An 18,529-nucleotide genomic window follows, 5' to 3' on the forward strand; every position below is an offset into this window, starting at 1 on the left:
ATTGTAAACTATATTGACTATTACAACAACAAACGAATTAAGGTAAAACTAAAAGGACTTAGTCCTGTGCAATACAGGACTAAATCCTTAACTTAAATTATTTGTCTAACTTTTTGGGGTCAGTACACTCTTGCAGTTGACAAAGAGTCCTTTTTACTTATTTTTCAATCATGCTCGAACTTTATCGAACCTTGACCATCCCGTTTTCTTCTAACATTTTTTTCGTTTTAATATAGTCAGTTAAGTCCTTCAATTTATTATTCGACTTAAAAGCTTTGTTCCAAGTTTTTAGGTCCAATTTTGAAAAATCTGTCACTATATGGATCTGCAAATGGCCTGACTTGGACTTTTCAACAGTATAGTCCTTCCCTTGATATGACCATAATTTTCAAGCAAACTATCCTTCGCTGAGTTAAATTCCAATGAATCAGAAGCATCAATATCGGGCAGTTCTTTCCAGAACTCCGTCTTAAGGATCTCATTGTTTTTTACAGTTAGAATAGTCGTCTCATCACCATTTCCATAAGATCCCTGATACTTTTCTTAACGTGTTGATTGACAGGCTGTTAAGAAAACAATGATGAGGCTGGTAAGCAAAAATTTCATCAAAACAGTTATTTTTCGCATATTCCCTACTTCCGTTTCCGCGCAATCAAATGGATTGGAGTTCCTTCAAAAACAAAGGCCTTGCGAATTTGGTTCTCCAAGAAACGGAGGTATGAGAAGTGCATCAGTTCTTCTTCGTTAACAAAGACCACAAAAGTTGGCGGCTTGGTTGCCACTTGTGTCGCATAGAAGATCTTGAGGCGTTTTCCTTTGTCGGTCGGCGTTGGATTAATGGCAATGGCATCCATAATCACATCGTTCAAGACAGCTGAAGGAATCCGTGTATTTTGACTCTCACTGATCTGTTTGATCATCTCTGGCAACTTGTGCAAGCGTTGTTTGGTTAAGGCAGAGACAAAAACAATCGGCGCATAAGAAAGGTATTGGAATTGATCGCGAATGTCATCTTCCCACTGCTTCATGGTATGGTTGTCTTTTTCAATGGTATCCCATTTGTTGACAACAATGATCATACCTTTACCAGCTTCGTGAGCAAAGCCAGCGATCCGCTTGTCATACTCCCGAATCCCTTCTTCGGCATTAATGACCATCAAAACCACATCTGAACGGTCGATGGCACGCATGGCACGCATGACAGAATATTTCTCAGTGTTTTCATAGATTTTACCAGATTTACGCATACCAGCTGTATCGATCATGGTAAATTCTTGGCCATCTGCATCGGTAAAATGGGTATCGATGGCATCCCGTGTAGTTCCAGCAACAGGGCTTGCGATAACTCGGTCTTCTCCAAGGATCGCATTGATCAAGCTTGATTTTCCAACATTTGGACGACCAATCAAGCTAAATTTAATGATATCTGGATTTTCTTCTTCTGTTTCATTCGGGAGATTTTCAATGATGGCATCGAGCACATCCCCAGTTCCGATCCCGTGGACAGAAGAGACCGGTAGTGGCTCACCCAGTCCTAAGGCATAAAAGTCATAGATATCATTGCGCATCTCTGGGTTATCCACCTTGTTGACTGCAAGAATGACCGGTTTATGGGTCTTATACAAGATACGAGTGACATATTCATCAGCGTCCGTGATCCCTTCTTTCCCAGAAACGACAAAGACGATCACATCTGCTTCGTCCATGGCAATTTCTGCCTGATGCTTGATTTGCTCCATAAATGGAGCATCTACGTCATCAATTCCCCCTGTATCAATGATACTAAATTTTCGATTTAACCACTCAGCTGTTGCATAAATGCGGTCACGAGTAACTCCTTCTACATCCTCAACGATGGAAATCCGCTCACCGGCAATCCGGTTAAAGAGTGTAGATTTTCCGACATTGGGACGGCCTACAATCGCAATAGTTGGTAGGGCCATGATTTCCTCTTTTCTAATGAAAGGCATAACTTCGGTTCAAGAACGCCTCTCTTCATTTCATAATAGTTTGTGTTTTTCTAGTAGTTTTTTGGTCTCTTCTTGTTCAGGTTGACCAAATTGAGCTGCAAGGCGCTCGCTCCAGCTATCTGTTGCACGCGCTCCAGCATAATCTGCCTGAACCTTGTCATAGGTAGTCACAACTGATAGGTCTTGTTCTTGGTATACTTCTTCAAAAACAACCTGCTCCAATGGCAAACGTGGTTTCACTGCATGTTGCTGGTTAGGTACTCCGAGAGCAATCCCAAAAACAGGGTAGGTATAGTCTGGCAGACGGAAGAGTTCTGCGACTTCCTCTGAACAATAGCGCAACATGCCGATAATGACTCCACCATAGCCGAGACTTTCAGCTGCCAATAGTGTATTTTGAGCTGCTAGAGCCGCATCCACTGAGGTGATCAGTAAGTTGTCCACCCCTTCAGGATGGAAATCCTGCTCATGAAGTTTGACAGCTTTTCCAGCACGGTTTAAATCCCCAACAAAGAGGAGAAAGACGGCTGATTGGCGAATCGCTTCTTGAGGAAGCAAGTCGTAGAGGGCTTCTTTCTTTTCCTTGCTTTTGACCACAATCACAGAATAAGACTGAAAATTTTTCCAACTTGATGCCATCTGCCCAGCTGATAAAATTTCCTTGAGGTCAGCTTCTTTGATGGCTTCTTTCTTAAAACGGCGAACAGAAAAATGAGATTTCATTAAACGGATGGTTTCATTCATCGGCGATTGACTCCTTCCAGATGGATTTCCTTGGCTAAAAATTTCACGCGCTCCATGACCCGTTTGGCCTGCCAGGTTTCATCCCCATTGCGCGAAGCTGCAAAATGACGTTCCAACTCTTCAAAATTAAAGTTAGAAGTAAAGAAGGTTGGGAGATTTTCCTGCATTCGGTGCTGCAAAATCACTTGTAAGATTTCATCTCGCACCCAGGCTGACATCTGTTCCGCACCGATATCATCGAGAATTAAAATTTCGGCTTTTTTCACCTGATCGACGGTTTCTTTGACCAGGCCTGAACTGATGGCATTTTTAACATCGATCGCAAAACTTGGAAAATGAAGTAGGGTAGTAGAGGCCTGGCGTTTTTCGGATAAATCATGAGCCAAGGCTGCCATCATGTAGCTCTTTCCTACTCCAAAATCACCATAGAGGTAGATCCCCTTTTGATATTCTGGATAGTTGGCCACAAAATTGGCTAATTCCTCAAAGGCCTCAAATCGCCCCTTATCATCGAGCTCTACCTTGGCTAGACTCGCTTCTTTCAAGGTTGAAGGGAGATTGATCAAGTTGAGACGTTGGTTGATCGCAGCTCGTTTTTGGGCTTCGATTAACTCTGGCGTTTCCTCATAAGCGACATCTGCATAGCCTTCATTCATGGTGAGGATGGGCTTATAACCTTTGGCAATATAATCCGGATCTCTCAATAAGAAACGGTTGCGTTCACTAATGTATTGATTAAATTTTGAAATACTCCGTCGAATTTCTTGTTCAGACAAAGACTGGACCTTGATAAAGGCAGCAACTTCTTGGTCTGCCAAGATCTGTGCGACCAAATCCTCATAGTTAAATTGATGCGCACGGTTCATGTGAGACATAGTTTGACCTACACTTTCCATCTACTCACCTCCTTGATTCAGTTTTTCTAACAGGCGTTGTTTCTCTTTAGCAAGATCCACCTTTTCTGCTTGACTGGTTTGATTTTGATAGTTTGGTTGGCTCCACTTGGGAACATTGCTGTTCTTGCCCTTGGCTGATGTAGGACTCGTCCCCTTGTTTCCTTGAGCCTTAGCTTGTTCCTGGCGTTCTCGAACTTTTAAAATCGCTAGTTCTGCACTGTTGACCCCTTGATAAGAAAAATCATTTCCTACCTTCAAAGCATACTTTTCATTGAGATTAGCAGACTGGGTCTTGTTAAAGGTCAACAATAAGATAATATTGATCACCTCATCTAGTAAGCCTAGATCAGCTAACTTGGATAAAGTCTTGCGTTCGCTCTGCGTAATGGTCGCATTGCGTGCCTTCTTAATCTCCGCTAGAAATTGTAGGCTGGATTTTGCCTTAGCTTCTCTCAGAATGGTTTCTTCCTGACGGCTATAGGACATGCGGGGTTGCTCTTGGTTGGCCTGAGCCAACTTTTGCTTCATTCTCTTTGGAGAGACAATCCGGTCTACAGCCGTTTCTTTTGCTAGGAGATAGGTTTCATACCAGGTCCATTGTTGCTCTTCTGCGATGGCAAAGAGAGCTAGGGTTGCTTCTCCTTCATCCGCAAAACGAAGTCCATCACGCACCATCATTCGCTTAAACATCTCCATATCGAACTGCTGTTTCTTACTTGGAAGAACGGTCGTCTCCCCAGCATCTATTCCAAAGACTTGCGAGAAGGAAACTTGCCGTCTAGTCCCTAAAGAGCGTACTGGGAGCAGATCTTCCACGGCCTTTTCCCCAATCTTTTTTTCAAGCAAGCGTTTGAAAACAGCATTCGAAAAAAATTCTCCTGCCTCAAGAGGAGCATGTAACTGAATGGTGATCCCAACTTCTTCCTCATAGAGATCGATCAACCCCATGGCAATTAACCGGTCAAAAGCCAGTAGCAACTGTGGAAATCCTATATTCAAATGATTGAGGATTTGAGCCAGTAAATATTGTTTTTCATCCTGATCATAAGAGGCCAGCAGATAACGATAAACCGTTACCGTTTCCATCTCCAAAATAGGCAGGTAATACTGCTCCAATGCAGCCCCTGCCGGTGGAAGAAGATTATTTTTTAAAAATGCGAAAGGCGTATTGGGCTTCATCTATTTTTCCTTTTTCTTCTTGGTTCCCTTCGTAATTTGTTTCAAGAGGGTTTCTAACTCACCGACATCCTTGAAACTCCGGTAAACACTAGCAAAACGGACATAGGTGATCTCATCTAAATCTGCTAACTCATCCATGACCAACGAACCAATATACTCACTGTTGATTTCATTATCACTTTGGCTGCGAACCTTTTGCTCGATCCGATTCACAATTTCTTCGATTTCATCACTAGAAACAGGCCGTTTTTGAGCTGAGCGGATAATACCATTAAAGATTTTATCACGAGAAAATTGCTCGCGTGTCCCATCCTTTTTGACAACCACTAGGGTCCGCTCTTCCACTCGTTCGTAGGTAGTAAAGCGATAATGGCATTCTTCGCATTCCCTGCGACGACGGATGGTGTTCCCATCTTCAGCTTGTCGACTATCCACCACACTAGACTTACTTCCACCACATTTTGGACAACGCATTTGCTACCTCCTTAAACTGTTTTAACACTTCATTTTACCATAAATTGAATCGTAAAGAAAGCAGAAGAACAGGAGAATCCCCTATGGTTGCTCCTCATTGATCCATAAAAAAGAGTCGAAGGACGATTGAATAAAATCGTTTTCCTTTCGACTCTCCATTTATATTAAAGTGATAATTCAGCTTCTAAGCCATAGTGATCACTGACATGGGGTTTGTTTTGATCATCAAAAATGACATGTAGACGCTGGATGTCCCATTCTGGACTTGCAAAGACGTAATCGATTCGCAATGGAACTTGATTATCCGTCCAGCCATCGATTCCAGGACCTACAGTATAAGTCCCCTTTGTTTCTTTGGCTTCGATAAAACTATCTTGAAGTTTTAGCGAACTGGATAGAATCGTTTCATACCCTTCTTGACCAGCAGGATTATTGAAATCACCAGCTAGAATAAAAGGTTTGCCTACTTGGCTGAAGTAGTTCTCAATGCGTGGCCACTCAAATTGGAAACCTTTGTCCCACCAAGAAAGATGGACGCTGGCAACAGCAATCTCTTTGCCATCTACACTTGTATGGGCAACAGCTACTCGGCGGGTATGGTAGTCCGTTGGATCATCCATATTGGATACCAAAATCTCATCCGCCTTCAAGGGTTGACGCGAAAGAACGGCCACACCCTCATTGAGGTGATCATAGCCAATATGGTTGTAGGCCCAAGTCCAGTAATAGTGAAGACCTTGAGCAGCCAACTCCTCAACCAATACGCGAACAAAGTGATCCTTGTGAATGGCTACAGCTGATGGCAAAGCTTGATAATACTCATCCGTTTTAACTGCTTCTGAGGCCATTTCTTGATTGACCTCTTGGAAACAGATCACATCATATTGTGCTTCTAAAATTTGCTCCTTGAGGGTCTCAAATTTTTGCTGGGCATTCTCTTCCATCCAACTATGGGAATTTAATGTTAAAAATTTCATCCCCTGATTTCTCCTTCTTTTCAAATCAAGAAACGGCAAGAGGCCGGGTACACTGCCCCAACCTCGTTTTCTTTGCCGACATCTCTTATAATTCTACTGTTGCAACAGGCGTATTTGCAGCCAATTTACCAGTATGTTCGACCTTAACTGATTTAATCGCATCTGCATTTGTGAAGACAACAATTGTTGAAGTTTCACGACCAGCTGCACGGATCGCATCAAGGTCTGCTTCTACCAAGAGGTCTCCAGCAGCCACTGTTTGACCTTCAGAAACTTTAACCTCAAATGGTTTTCCTTCAAGACTAACAGTATCTAGACCAATGTGAACCAAGACTTCCAAACCATTATCTGTTACCAAACCAAGGGCATGTTTGGTTGGGAAGACACTAGTAACTTTACCAGCAACTGGTGAAACGATGTGGCCATTTTCAGGCTCAACTGCAAATCCGTCTCCCATCATTTTTTGTGAGAATACAGGATCTTTCACATCTTCGATGTTGATCACTTCACCATCTGCAACAGAGTGAACTTCATCAGTTACCCCTTTAAAGGTTGCTTCAGCCTTTTGAACTGCTGTCATTTGGCTAGGAAGTGTTTCAGGAATGACTTCACCTGAATCAAGAACGTCTTGGATATCAGATTTCAATACGTCAGCTTTAGGTCCGTAGATCGCTTGGACCCCTTGTCCTTTCATGACAAGACCCATAGCGCCTTCAGCTTTCCATTGTTCTTCTGTTCCGACTTTTTCAGCGTCCTTAACGGTTACACGAAGACGAGTCATACATGCGTCAACGTCGACGATGTTAGCACGTCCACCAAGAAGGTTGATAATGTTAATGACTTGTGAGCTTGCTGAGCTTGTAGCAGCACCTGCTGCTGCACCATCTCCTGCAGGGGCATCATCATTTTGTTCATAGTTACCGTTACGTCCTGGAGTCGCATAATTGAATTTCTTAATCATGAAGTTAGCAATGAAGTACATGATAAATCCAAAGAGGACTGTTACCCATACAAAGTTAAAGATATCTAGTGCCAAACCAGCGTTGATGGCCATTGGTGTACGTGTCAAGAACTCGATTGAACCGAATGAGTGAACACGAAGGTGAACCAAGTCAGCCATTGCAAAGGCAGCACCTTGAACAAAGGCGTAGATCAAGTACAATGGTGTTGCAATGAACATGAACATGTATTCAATTGGTTCTGTAACACCTGTCAAGAAGGTTGCAAGAGCAGTCGCAACAAGCATTCCTTTGTATTTTTCTTTTTTATCTGGGTCCACATTGCGGTAGATAGCCACCACGATTCCCATCAAGATACCGAAAGATCCGATCATTTGACCAACTTTGAAACGAGCTGGTACGTATGCTTTAAGCAAGTGTTGATACTGACTAGGATCTGCTTTCTTCAAGTTGACAAGGTCTGTTACCCAAGCCAACCAAAGTGGATCTTGTCCAAATACAGTTGTTCCTTTGGCAGCACCTGTAAGAACTTGGTAGCTACCACCCAATTGAGTATAGTTGATTGGAATGGTCAACATGTGGTGAAGACCAAATGGCAAGAGAAGACGTTCCAAGGTACCAAACAAGAATGGTGCCAATACTGGAGCTGTTGATTGTGAGTTGGCGATCCAAACACCAAATCCATTAATTCCTGATTGAACTACTGGCCACAAGGCTGACAGAACCAAGGCTGTTAGAGCTGAACGAACGATAACAACGAATGGTACAAAGCGTTTCCCGTTGAAGAAAGAAAGGGCTTCTGGGAGTTTACGGTAGTTGTAGTATTTATTGAAGGCAGTTGCTCCAACGAAACCTGAGATAATCCCTACAAATACCCCCATATTAAGAGCTGGAGCTTCAAGAACACTGATAAAGTAGTCCGCAACTTTAATTGATCCACCGAAGATTGTGTGAACCGTAGCAGCCTTATCAGCTAACATTGCAGATGTCACTCCGAAAACTGCACCGGTAATACGGTTAATCAAGATGAAAGAAAGACCAGCTGCAAAGGCACCCCCTGCACGTTCTTTGGCCCAGCTACCACCGATAGCAAGGGCAAAGAGGATGTGAAGGTTTCCGATAACCCCCCAACCGATTTGTTCGAGAATTCCACCTGTAATAACAAGTGGAGATAAATTCGGGTTGATCATAGGGATAGATTTCCCGATTGAAATCATCAACCCAGCCGCTGGCATGACAGCGATAACGACCATCAAGGCCTTACCGAACTTCTGCCAGAATTCAAAGCTAAATAAACTTTTGAATGATCCTTTGTTCATCATTCAACCTCCTTATATTGTTTAAGGCTTTGTTTTAAGAAAACGTTTGCGCTTAATTTGTTTCTAGTATACCATATTTTAAAAATTTGTAAAGCCTTACATTCATTTTTTTCTCCAAATTTTATCTTTTTTTATCTTTTTTAAGCCAAATCCTTTTTAAAACCCATCCTTCCCGAACGCAAACGTTTCCCTTGAAGTATAAAAATATTCGAACCCTCTAAGGGTTCGAATATTTTATTCTAATGCGTCTTGCATGGCATAGCCAATCCCACGAACGGTCTTAATATAGCTTTTTTGACCGGGTAGATCAATTTTCCCACGGAGATAACGGATATAGACGTCCACAATATTAGTCTCACCTGTACTCTCGTACTTCCAGACACTTTCCAACAACTGATCTCGTGTCACCACCCCTTTGCTTCCCATCAGAGTCGCTAAGAGATCATACTCCCTGCGGGTCAAACTAATCATGTCTTTCCCACGATAGACGGTATGGTGTTCCACATCAATGCGCAAATTGCGGTATGATGTTGGGATTTTCATCTGGCTACAATGTTGGTCAATATAATCACGTCCTCTAAAAATGGCTGTGATCTTATCTACCAAATCGCTGATAATAAAGGGTTTGACCATATAGGAAACGGCAAAGCGCTGAATACTCTCTTTGTGCTCAGCAATTTTTTCGCGGCTATCCAAAACAATCAAAACAGAAGCTGGGCGAATCCGACTGATTTCCTCTGCGAATGTTTCACCAGACATATCTGACAAATCGTAATTAAACAAGATCAGATCATATTTGGTCGCAGCAATCAAGGACAGACCCGCTTTTCCATCCTCGACCACATCAACTTGATACCCCTCTTTTTGAAGTTCCAAATCAATGAAACGAGCGATTTGCTTCTCATTTTCTACTAGTAGAACTCGTTTGACCATAGAGCAAGATTATTTTTCGTCGTACCAAGAATAGTGGAAGGTACCTTCTTTGTCTTTACGTTGGTAAGTGTGAGCACCAAAGTAGTCACGTTGTGCTTGGATCAAGTTTGCTGGAAGATCCGCTGAACGGTAGCTATCGAAGTAAGTGATGGCTGCTGAGAAGGTTGGTACAGGTACACCTGCTTGAACAGCAAGAGCTACAATGTCACGAACTGATTGTTGGTACTTAGCAGTGACATCCAAGAAGTACTCATCCAATAGAAGGTTAGCAAGATCTGCATCGCGGTTGTAAGCATCTGTGATCTTTTGCAAGAAACGAGAACGGATGATACATCCATCGCGCCAGATAGATGCGATGTCCGCAAATGGTAAGTTCCAGTTGTTTTCTTTAGAAGCAACACGCAATTGCGCAAAACCTTGTGCGTAAGAGATGATTTTTGAGAAGTAAAGGGCTTGACGAATTTTTTCGATCAACTCAGCCTTGTCTCCTTCAAATTTGAAGGCAGCTGGTTTTGGAAGAACCTTGCTAGCGTGTACACGTTCTTCTTTGTAGGCAGAGATGTAACGAGCAAATACTGACTCAGTGATGAGTGACAATGGTACACCAAGGTCAAGCGCTGATTGGCTCGTCCATTTACCAGTTCCTTTGTTGCCTGCAGCGTCCAAGATGTAGTCTACGATTGGTCCATCTTGACCTTCGTCGTCTTTGCGTTTCAAGATATCAGCAGTGATTTCGATCAAGTAGCTGTCCAATTCACCCTTGTTCCATTCAGTGAAGATTTCAGCCATGTCTTCTGCAGAAAGACCAAGCAAGTGTTGCATGAGGTCATAGCTTTCTGCGATCAATTGCATATCACCGTACTCAATCCCATTGTGGACCATTTTCACGTAGTGACCAGCTCCATCAGGACCGATGTAAGTCACACATGGTTTTCCATCTTCAGGCGCTTTTGCAGAGATTTCTTCAAGAACGTCAGCTACCAAGTCATATGCTTCTTTTTGTCCACCAGGCATGATAGAAGGACCTTCAAGGGCACCTTTTTCACCACCAGATACACCTGTACCGATAAAGTTGATCCCTGAGTTCGCCAACTCTTCATTACGACGGATGGTATCTTTATAGAAAGTGTTTCCTCCGTCGATCAAAATATCACCTTTATCCAAATGTGGAAGAAGTGCTTGGATAGTTGCGTCTGTACCAGGTCCTGCTTGAACCATGAGCATGATACGACGTGGTTTTTCGATTGAGTTTACGAAGCTTTCGATATCATAGCTTGGCACAAAGTTTTTATCAGGATGGCAAGCAATCACATCTTCTGTTTTTTCTTTACTACGGTTAAAAATGGCAACTGTGTAGCCACGAGATTCGATATTAAGGGCAAGGTTACGACCCATTACGGCCATACCAACAACACCAAAGTTTGCTTTAGTCATGTGACACTCCTCTTTATAGTTTGCATTTATTCTACCATTTTTCCTCCTCAAAAGAAAGCAGAAAATAGCTTCCCGCCTTCTCCAAGAAGGAGAAGCTCCTGCAAATCATTTGATCTTCAAAATAAAAGTGCCCGAGAAACAGTTCTCAGACACTTTCTTAAGAATGGTATTAATCTTCTTTAGAAGCTAACTCCTCTGCTTCAATGACCGGTTGTTCTCCTTCTTTGAGTTTATTGACCGTCATATTGACCCCAAGAGCTCCTGCTAGCAATTGACGAATATCAAATCCAGCTCCTTGAGAGACTTGGTCGATACTTTGCATAATATCGCCCACCATCTTAGAAGCATTGCCTTCCCCGTACATGGTGATCTTATCCACCTTGGTTAATGGTTCAGCGACAGCACGCGCAATTTCAGGCAACTTGTCAACGACCATTTCAGTAATGGCTGCTTCTTGCATTTTCTTCATCGCTTCGGCCTTTTGGTCCAAACCTTTGGCTTCAGCTTCCAGTTTCAAGCGAATGGCTTCAGCCTCGGCACGACCTTTAGCCTCAATAGCTTCGGCCTCTTGCAATTGGGCAAATTTCTCAGCTTCGGCTTGGGCTTTTCGAGCTTCGGCTTCTTTTTGTGTTTCGAAGAGTTCTGCTTCCGCCTTGCGTTGGCGTTCAATCAATTCTGCTTCTGCAGCTTGTTGACGCGCATATTTTTCAGCTTCAGCTTGTTTGCGGATGTTGGCATCCAATTCTTGCTCACGAACCTTAACTTCGCGCTCTTTGACTTCCGCTTCTTTTTCCTGTTTCATGATATTAGCTTCGGCTGCCACGCGCTCTTGTTCACGACGTTGCACCTCTGCCTCAATCCCTTTAGCGGCATCCGCTTTTGCTTGGGCAATATCTGCTTCTTGCTTGAGGGCTGCTTGTTTGAGTTTTAATTCGTTTTGTTTTTGCGCAATTTCAAGATCGGCTGCGACGCGTTTGTCGTTGGCCAATTTATCTTGTTCTGCTTCAACTTCCTTGCGTTCGCGTTCTGCTTTGGCTTTGGCAATCAAGGCATCTTTCTTAATGGTTTCAACATTTTCAATCCCGAGGTTATCGATGACTCCCCCTTCATCAGAGAAGGATTGAACCGTAAAGGCGATGACTTCTAGACCCATTTTAGCCAAGTCTGGCGCTACGTTGTCTTGCACTTTTGAGGCAAACTCTTGACGGTCATTGACCATCTTACGGAGCTCCATCTGACCGATCACTTCCCGCAAGTTTCCTTCCAAGACATCTTGGACAGAATTGGAAATATCTGTCGTATTCCAGTTCAAGAAGTTTTCTGCAGCCCGGGCAATCATTTCATCGGTTGTACCGATTTTTAATTTAACAGCTGCATCGGCACGGACGTTAATGAAGTCCAGTGTTGGGACTGCTTCTGACGTCCGAACATCTGTCGAGAATTGCTCAATATCAAGATAAGAGCGTTGTTCGACAAAGGGAATCATAAAGCCTGCTTTCCCACGCAAGTGACGTTGCTTCCGAAGACCGGTAATGACCACGACTTCGTTGGGTTTAGCGTTGACATACCCTTTGACCAATAAGATCAATACAAGAATGGCTACGATTACAAAAGTAATCAACCAACCTGGAATAAATAAAGTATCCATACTTTTTCTCCTTTTTTAGAGGTCTCCCCTCTGTTGTTTATTAATCCTAGTATATCAAAAGAAGGCCTTTCCTCAAAGAAAAGACCTGTATTTATGTCTAAATTTATCAAATGCAATCTCTAGCTTATTCTTCGTCAAACAAGCCATTTAGACCAGCGAAAGGACTGTTTTCTTCTTTCTTAATCGCTTGAGCGGCTTGGTATTCTTCTTCGGATAGGATTTTCCAATCATTGCCTTCGATAAAACCTTGTCCAGCCTCTTCTTCTGGAGTAAGAACCTTGAGGGGAATATTGAGCAGGATATTATCCGCTACACTCTCACTCAGGTCAATCTTCCCACCTTCGATTGGAAGGATCAAGTCTTCCTCTAGGGCCTCGATGTCTGCGTCAGACTGTACATCCTCCGCAAACACCTCTGTTACAGGATAGCTCTCTTGAAGCTCGACAGGCTCCATGCTTCGGCTAGATGCCAAAACGATGGTGTAGCTCAACTGGTAATCCAAGATATAGAGGCCTGTATCATAGGCTACTCGTCCTGTCGCTGTCACATTCTTTAAATCAAGAATTTCTGGATTACGCTTTTGCAATTCCTTGAGCAAATCCAACTCTTGATCAAAAGCTAGTCCTTCAGGATTTTTACGGATTTCTTGTGTAAATAGGTTCATTCTTTTGTCCTCAAATCTTCTAGATACTACTAGTATATCATGAAGCTGCCCCTCAACCAAGAAGTCTCCTCAAAAATTTGTTATAATCATGAAAAAGATACAGTAACTAGGCCAATTGGTGTTGTACACAAGGTCCCACCATCTCTTGGACAAAAGAGGGTCACTGGCTAGGGCATTGAGCAATGTTAGATAGAGGAGAATTCATGAAAGAAATCGGAGCAGTTTTTCGGCAAATACGTGAAAGTCGTCACATCTCTTTAGAGGAAGCTACGGGTGGCGAATTTTCGCGCTCCATGTTATCTCGATTTGAAAGAGGGGAAAATGACCTGACGACCCAACGGTTTTTTCAGGCTTTGCAACAGATCAAAACCAGCCTCAGTGAGTTCTCTCATCTAGCTGGAATCGATCAGCACTCTTTTATTCCCAAATTGTTGAAAGAGCACTATGAAAACATGAGCTTGGAACACGATCAAGCCTTGTACCAAAACTACCAGCTAGCCTATCAGAAACATCACAAAAAAGAAGACCTCTTAGCCAGCATTATTCTCAAGGCCCAAATGCTTGGCTTCTATCCTGAGGTGGAGCTCACCGCTAGCCAAGAGGAACTGGATTTCCTCCATGATTATCTCTTCTCTGTCATGATCTGGGGAAATTTTGAATTGAACCTGTTCTCTCTGACCTCTCCTCTTTTCTCTAGTCAGCTTTATCGACAATACACAGAGGAGTTGGTTCAACGGGAGGATTTCAAACTTCTCCTAGATTCCTCTCGTCCTGCCCTTAACTCTATTTTTCTCAATGGCTTCTTTCTGGCCACTAGTTCGAATGAATTTGAAGACGCGATCTATTTTGATCAGTTGATCAAGGACCACTTTTACTCTGAAAATGAAGCCTACCATCGGACGGTTTATCTCTATGCCAAAGGAGAATTTCTCTATCGAAAGGGAGAAAAAGAAATCGGTCTTGAAAAGATGGAACAGGCCATCCAGGTTCTCTCTATTCTGGATTGTAAGGACAGTGCCAACTACTACAAACAGGGCCTGCAAGAACTGATCAATAAATCCTAAAAACTCACAGATCTACTCTGTGAGTTTTTGTTGAAAATATGCAACATTATTTTTTTCTTGCTTTTTAGGTTTACAATAGGACTATCAAGTAAAGAAAGAAGGTTCTTCCCATGATAACCAAACTAAAAAGCTACTTCCTCCGCTTTCTTCTCTCACATACCAGCATTTATCTGAAGGATCAGGAACTAGCTCTCTCTGAAGATGAGAAAATGGAGCTCTTCAAACAGATCTTTCGATCCATCAAACAAGTCCTACCCACTAATCACGTGAAGGAGGAAGGCTTATGAAACTCTTAGTCCGTAATAAGATTTTTGCCTTACTTAGTCTTTCTCGCTTTTTGAATACCCTGGGTGCTGCCATCTACAATCTGGTCTTTGTGGTCTTTGCTGCCAGCATGCCACAGCCGAGCCTAGCAGTTGGCATTGCCAATCTCATTGTATTTATTCCTAGCCTCTTTACCATTTTTGTCGGGATGAAGGCTGACCGCACGAAGAAAAAAGCTAACTGGTTGATCCGCATTGGCTATCTTCAAGCCATCCTCTTCATCCTTATTGCTCTCATGACCAAGATTCCAGGTTACCTAGCCTTTTCGATTGTTTGCTTTTTAAACATTGTTTCAGATTGTTTGAGCGATTATCGCGGAGGCTTGCAACTCCCCATCATGAAAAAGAACATCCCCGACGAGGATTTGATGGAAGCCTATTCCTTCAACCAACTACTTAGTATGGTCTGTTCGATTTCTGGACAAGCTCTAGGAGTTTGGTTGCTAACCATCAGCCATCAAAATTTTGCCCTGGTCGCTTCGATCAATGCAGTGACTTTTCTCCTGTCTTCTACCTGTCTCTTGATTAGAAAAAAGCAGCTGACACATGATCCCGTCATTGAGCCCAAAAGTAAGAATTCTTTGGTACACGAATGCCAAGAGATGTACCAGAACGCCAAAAGTATTTTTTCAGATGAGGAGGTTCACCACTTTGGCAAGTTGCTCTTCTCATTGGTTCTCATCAATGCCCTTGGGGGATCCATCTCAGGTATCTACAATTTACAACTGCTTCACTCCCCCTTCTTTCAGTTGAGCTTTAGCCAATCCCTCTTGATCTTAGAGGCAGTGACTATTTTAAGCATGGTCTGGGCTAGCCTGACACCCCATGACTATTTTTCCAAGCAATCGCTCCACCATATCCTCCTTTGGATCACAGGTGGGCTGACTATGCTTGGGCTCACAAATATTCTGGTGCACTGGGATTTCCTTTCCCTTCTACTCATCACTTTCCTTGGTTATCTTGTAGCAAAAATCAATCCAAAAGTTTCCAGTCTTTTAATGAGCAAATTACCCGCTGAAAAATTAGCTTCTACCTCTAGCTTTTTGGGACTGATGGTCAGCTTTGCTATGCCACTTGGAACAGCTCTCTTTTCTAGTCTAGCTATCTGGAGCCTTCCCCTAGCTTGGGGGATCTTTGCCATCCTTGGTTTCACTACCCTCCTCTTAACAACCAAATAAAAAATCCACCGTTTGGTGGATTGAGCTTGAGGACAAAGTCATCTTAAAAACTTTCCTTAGGTGAGGACGGACGTCAGCGAACTTCGAAGAAGTTCCATGACTAATTATTGAGTCTAAGGTCTCAATAATTCCGAGTGCCTGAAACTAAATAGCTTCAGGCACTTTTCTCACGGCGGAAAGTTTCAATAGATGAGTTAATAATTCTAAAGAATAAATTTCTTTTATTTGTATAGAATTTATTAGATTTATAAAGAAAAACAGTTTTCCCACACTCTCAATCCTGCTAATGATGGATTTTTTACATTTTTCTTAGGCGAGCCACTCGCTCAGCAATGGGTGGGTGGGTATAAAAGAGTTTTTGCAATCCGGATTCTTTTTTTGGATCGTTGATAAAAAGAGCACTGCTCGCATCATCGACATGTCGTTGCATGGGTTCGCTATTGTCTAGTTTTAACAAAGCATTGATCATCCCTTGAGGATTCCGTGTCAATTCGACACTTGAAGCGTCTGCTAGGAACTCCCGTTGACGAGAAATGGCTAACTGGACCAGGGTCGCTGCTAATGGCGCTAAAACGATGGCAAGCAAGGAAAGGATCAGAATAATAATTTCTAAACCACCGCTACCTTCTCGATCATCGTCCCGGCTACGGCCACCGCCCCACCACATCATCCGGCCACCAATGCTAGAAAGCATGGTGATGGCACTGGCAAGGGCCACTGCAATCGTAGAGATGCGAATATCGTAATTGCGAATGTGGCTGACTTCATGTCCGATGACTCCCTCCAATTCCTCACGGTTCATCACAGCTAGAAGACCTGTCGTTGCTGCAACAGCAGCATTTTGAGGATTGGACCCTGTCGCAAATGCATTCATAGAAGGATCATCTACAATATAGACCCGAGGCATGGGGATCTGGGCTACCATAGCCATATCTTGTACAATATGGTAGAGTTGAGGGGCTTGCTCTTCCGTTACCTCACGCGCCCCATTCATCCGCATGACAACTTCGGTGGATTGAAAAACCATGCTAAAGGCATAGATTCCACCAATAATCAAAGCTAGGATGACGCCACCAAAGGAGGAGCCTAACCAGAGGTAACCAACGGCTGCTCCGATAAGAGCTAAGAGTATGAAAAAAGCAATAAGGAGAATCCAGGTTCTCCTTTTATTGCTTGCAATTTGGTCAAAGAGCATATTAGTCTCCTAATCCGCTAAAGTCCACCTTTGGTACTGCTTTTTCTTCTTCAGGCACTTGAAGAAATTCAGCTTGTCTGAAGCCGAACATTCCAGCAATCACGTTTGTTGGGAAAGTTTCCAACTTGACATTGTAATTGCTTGTGACACTATTGTACAATTGACGAGCATAAGAAATTTTGTTTTCTGTGTTGGTCAATTCTTCTTGCAATTGCATGAAGTTGGTGTTGGCTTTCAAGTCTGGGTAATTTTCAGCCACCGCAAAGATGCCTGCTACTTGGCGTGAAAGAGCATCACTGGCTGCCATTGCTTCTGCAGGTGAAGAAGCTTGCGCTACTTGTTGGCGAAGTTGAGTCACTTTTGCTAGTGTATCTCCTTCGTACTTGGCATAGCCTTTAACGGTTTCGATCAAGTTTGGAATCAAGTCATTCCGACGTTTCAATTGCACATCAATTTGACTCCAAGCTTCGCGAGTCTGCATGCGGCTTTTCACCAAACCGTTGTAAACTCCTACTACAATCAACACAAGGACCACAATGATCCCAAGAATAATCCAAATCATTTTATTGAATTCCTTTCATTTCTTTCTACCAGTATATCAAATTTCCCTTATTTTGTGGTAAAATAAAAGCATGAAACCAGAAGAATTTTATGTCCGTTTAGCCGACCTCGGCTTTCCATTAACTGATCGTCAAAAAGAGCAATACGAACGCTATTTTGAGCTCCTCGTGGAATGGAATGAAAAGATTAATCTCACCGCCATCACCGAAAAAGACGAAGTCTATCTCAAGCATTTTTATGATTCGATCGCACCCATTTTACAGGGCCTGATCGAAAACCAACCCATCCGTCTCCTGGATATCGGAGCTGGCGCTGGCTTTCCCAGCCTACCCATGAAGATCCTTTTCCCTGAGCTGGATGTGACCATCATTGATTCCCTTAATAAGCGGATCAATTTTCTCCACTTGCTGGCTGAAGAGTTGGGCTTAAATGGGGTTCATTTCTACCATGGACGAGCTGAAGACTTTGCACAAGACAAGGCCTTTCGTGCCCAATTTGATATCGTAACTGCCCGCGCTGTTGCCCGCATGCAGGTCCTCTCTGAACTGACCATCCCTTACCTGAAAGTAGGAGGACGGCTTCTTGCTCTCAAGGCCAGCAATGCTCCAGAAGAGTTGGAAGAAGCCAAAAATGCCCTCAACCTGCTCTTTAGCAAGGTTGAAGACAATCTACAGTATGAATTGCCAAACGGGGATCCACGCTTTATCACTCTTGTAGAAAAGAAAAAAGAAACCCCCAATAAATACCCAAGAAAAGCAGGCATGCCCAATAAGCGTCCATTGTAGTAAGATACAAAGGGCTAAGCGGATAAAGTCAAAATAGGGAATTCGACGCAGAATCCAAAAGATTCTAGGAGGATTCATCTTTTTGACACAATCCGCAGCCCGTGTTCATTTCAGTAAGATACAAAGGGCCAAGCGGATAAAGTCAAATAAGAGGCTGGGACAAAAGTCCTAGCCTCTCAATTGTTTTTGGATTGTCGAGCAAGACGCAGTGGTTGAGTGGGCTCTA

Annotated in this window: 17 protein-coding genes; 4 read left to right on the forward strand and 13 right to left on the reverse strand. The window is 43.0% G+C overall.

Translation table 11 applies throughout. The features are described 5' to 3' along the window. The coding region (locus tag PCY11_RS10070; RefSeq protein ID WP_301362722.1) for an IS3 family transposase at positions 1–96 on the forward strand (96 nt) is incomplete at its 5' end. A gap of 536 nt (positions 97–632) precedes the next feature. Here the strand turns inward: PCY11_RS10070 and der are convergent. The 11 genes from der to PCY11_RS10125 form a co-directional block, all read right to left on the reverse strand. Beyond that, positions 633–1,943: a ribosome biogenesis GTPase Der gene (gene der, locus PCY11_RS10075; RefSeq protein ID WP_003005632.1), complete on the reverse strand. Its 1,311-nt coding sequence runs from the start codon at positions 1,941–1,943 to the stop codon at positions 633–635. 57 nt (positions 1,944–2,000) lie between these two features. Beyond that, positions 2,001–2,714 carry a nitroreductase family protein gene (locus PCY11_RS10080; RefSeq protein ID WP_070845696.1) on the reverse strand — a complete coding sequence of 238 codons (714 nt, stop codon included), beginning with the start codon at positions 2,712–2,714 and terminating at the stop codon, positions 2,001–2,003. After that, on the reverse strand, positions 2,711–3,610 hold the full coding sequence (gene dnaI / locus PCY11_RS10085; RefSeq protein WP_301362734.1) for a primosomal protein DnaI: 900 nt from the start codon (positions 3,608–3,610) through the stop codon (positions 2,711–2,713). Before dnaI ends, PCY11_RS10080 begins: the two co-directional genes overlap by 4 nt. Next, positions 3,611–4,789, reverse strand: coding sequence for a DnaD domain protein (locus PCY11_RS10090; protein WP_070845693.1), 1,179 nt, complete (start codon positions 4,787–4,789; stop codon positions 3,611–3,613). It abuts the gene before it with no gap. Continuing rightward, positions 4,790–5,263, reverse strand: a complete 474-nt coding sequence (gene nrdR / locus PCY11_RS10095; RefSeq protein ID WP_003005476.1) for a transcriptional regulator NrdR — start codon at positions 5,261–5,263, stop codon at positions 4,790–4,792. A gap of 164 nt (positions 5,264–5,427) precedes the next feature. Next, positions 5,428–6,240 carry an endonuclease/exonuclease/phosphatase family protein gene (locus tag PCY11_RS10100; RefSeq protein WP_070845691.1) on the reverse strand — a complete coding sequence of 271 codons (813 nt, stop codon included), beginning with the start codon at positions 6,238–6,240 and terminating at the stop codon, positions 5,428–5,430. A gap of 85 nt (positions 6,241–6,325) precedes the next feature. Then, the gene (locus PCY11_RS10105) at positions 6,326–8,518 is read right to left on the reverse strand and encodes a PTS transporter subunit IIBC (RefSeq protein WP_070845699.1); all 2,193 of its coding nucleotides are present in this window, start codon (positions 8,516–8,518) and stop codon (positions 6,326–6,328) included. Between the two features lie 234 nt (positions 8,519–8,752). Continuing rightward, positions 8,753–9,451 carry a response regulator transcription factor gene (locus PCY11_RS10110; RefSeq protein WP_070845689.1) on the reverse strand — a complete coding sequence of 233 codons (699 nt, stop codon included), beginning with the start codon at positions 9,449–9,451 and terminating at the stop codon, positions 8,753–8,755. Between the two features lie 9 nt (positions 9,452–9,460). Continuing rightward, a complete protein-coding gene (gndA, locus tag PCY11_RS10115; protein ID WP_003008422.1) occupies positions 9,461–10,885 on the reverse strand; it encodes an NADP-dependent phosphogluconate dehydrogenase in 1,425 nt (474 codons plus the stop codon). Between the two features lie 169 nt (positions 10,886–11,054). Then, on the reverse strand, positions 11,055–12,533 hold the full coding sequence (locus PCY11_RS10120) for a flotillin family protein (RefSeq protein WP_003017392.1): 1,479 nt from the start codon (positions 12,531–12,533) through the stop codon (positions 11,055–11,057). A gap of 124 nt (positions 12,534–12,657) precedes the next feature. Beyond that, positions 12,658–13,197 carry a DUF177 domain-containing protein gene (locus PCY11_RS10125; protein WP_003017358.1) on the reverse strand — a complete coding sequence of 180 codons (540 nt, stop codon included), beginning with the start codon at positions 13,195–13,197 and terminating at the stop codon, positions 12,658–12,660. A gap of 203 nt (positions 13,198–13,400) precedes the next feature. Between PCY11_RS10125 and PCY11_RS10130 the strand changes: the two genes are divergently transcribed. Continuing rightward, positions 13,401–14,261, forward strand: coding sequence for a helix-turn-helix domain-containing protein (locus PCY11_RS10130; protein WP_070845687.1), 861 nt, complete (start codon positions 13,401–13,403; stop codon positions 14,259–14,261). A 283-nt stretch (positions 14,262–14,544) separates the two neighbouring features. Continuing rightward, a complete protein-coding gene (locus PCY11_RS10135) occupies positions 14,545–15,762 on the forward strand; it encodes an MFS transporter (RefSeq protein ID WP_070845685.1) in 1,218 nt (405 codons plus the stop codon). Positions 15,763–16,060: 298 nt separating this feature from the next. Here the strand turns inward: PCY11_RS10135 and htpX are convergent, their stop codons facing one another. Further along, positions 16,061–16,957, reverse strand: coding sequence for a zinc metalloprotease HtpX (gene htpX / locus PCY11_RS10140; protein WP_070845683.1), 897 nt, complete (start codon positions 16,955–16,957; stop codon positions 16,061–16,063). Position 16,958: 1 nt separating this feature from the next. Continuing rightward, positions 16,959–17,519, reverse strand: a complete 561-nt coding sequence (locus PCY11_RS10145; protein ID WP_023918932.1) for a LemA family protein — start codon at positions 17,517–17,519, stop codon at positions 16,959–16,961. Between the two features lie 70 nt (positions 17,520–17,589). Between PCY11_RS10145 and rsmG the strand changes: the two genes are divergently transcribed. Then, a complete protein-coding gene (gene rsmG / locus PCY11_RS10150) occupies positions 17,590–18,303 on the forward strand; it encodes a 16S rRNA (guanine(527)-N(7))-methyltransferase RsmG (protein ID WP_070845681.1) in 714 nt (237 codons plus the stop codon). The last annotated feature ends 226 nt before the right edge of the window (positions 18,304–18,529 follow it).

The sequence above is a fragment of the Streptococcus sp. SP8 genome (assembly GCF_030440045.1).
Taxonomy (GTDB): Bacteria; Bacillota; Bacilli; order Lactobacillales; family Streptococcaceae; genus Streptococcus; species Streptococcus parasanguinis_I.

Excerpts from the sequence above, each read along its gene's own strand:
- PCY11_RS10090 (WP_070845693.1), bottom strand. The coding sequence starts at position 4,789 with ATGAAGCCCAATACGCCTTTCGCATTTTTAAAAAATAATCTTCTTCCA.
- PCY11_RS10125 (WP_003017358.1), bottom strand. The coding sequence starts at position 13,197 with ATGAACCTATTTACACAAGAAATCCGTAAAAATCCTGAAGGACTAGCT.
- nrdR (WP_003005476.1), bottom strand. The coding sequence starts at position 5,263 with ATGCGTTGTCCAAAATGTGGTGGAAGTAAGTCTAGTGTGGTGGATAGT.
- PCY11_RS10145 (WP_023918932.1), bottom strand. The coding sequence starts at position 17,519 with ATGATTTGGATTATTCTTGGGATCATTGTGGTCCTTGTGTTGATTGTA.
- PCY11_RS10110 (WP_070845689.1), bottom strand. The coding sequence starts at position 9,451 with ATGGTCAAACGAGTTCTACTAGTAGAAAATGAGAAGCAAATCGCTCGT.
- PCY11_RS10120 (WP_003017392.1), bottom strand. The coding sequence starts at position 12,533 with ATGGATACTTTATTTATTCCAGGTTGGTTGATTACTTTTGTAATCGTA.
- htpX (WP_070845683.1), bottom strand. The coding sequence starts at position 16,957 with ATGCTCTTTGACCAAATTGCAAGCAATAAAAGGAGAACCTGGATTCTC.
- PCY11_RS10100 (WP_070845691.1), bottom strand. The coding sequence starts at position 6,240 with ATGAAATTTTTAACATTAAATTCCCATAGTTGGATGGAAGAGAATGCC.
- dnaI (WP_301362734.1), bottom strand. The coding sequence starts at position 3,610 with ATGGAAAGTGTAGGTCAAACTATGTCTCACATGAACCGTGCGCATCAA.
- gndA (WP_003008422.1), bottom strand. The coding sequence starts at position 10,885 with ATGACTAAAGCAAACTTTGGTGTTGTTGGTATGGCCGTAATGGGTCGT.
- PCY11_RS10135 (WP_070845685.1), top strand. The coding sequence starts at position 14,545 with ATGAAACTCTTAGTCCGTAATAAGATTTTTGCCTTACTTAGTCTTTCT.
- PCY11_RS10130 (WP_070845687.1), top strand. The coding sequence starts at position 13,401 with ATGAAAGAAATCGGAGCAGTTTTTCGGCAAATACGTGAAAGTCGTCAC.
- PCY11_RS10080 (WP_070845696.1), bottom strand. The coding sequence starts at position 2,714 with ATGAATGAAACCATCCGTTTAATGAAATCTCATTTTTCTGTTCGCCGT.
- rsmG (WP_070845681.1), top strand. The coding sequence starts at position 17,590 with ATGAAACCAGAAGAATTTTATGTCCGTTTAGCCGACCTCGGCTTTCCA.
- PCY11_RS10105 (WP_070845699.1), bottom strand. The coding sequence starts at position 8,518 with ATGAACAAAGGATCATTCAAAAGTTTATTTAGCTTTGAATTCTGGCAG.
- der (WP_003005632.1), bottom strand. The coding sequence starts at position 1,943 with ATGGCCCTACCAACTATTGCGATTGTAGGCCGTCCCAATGTCGGAAAA.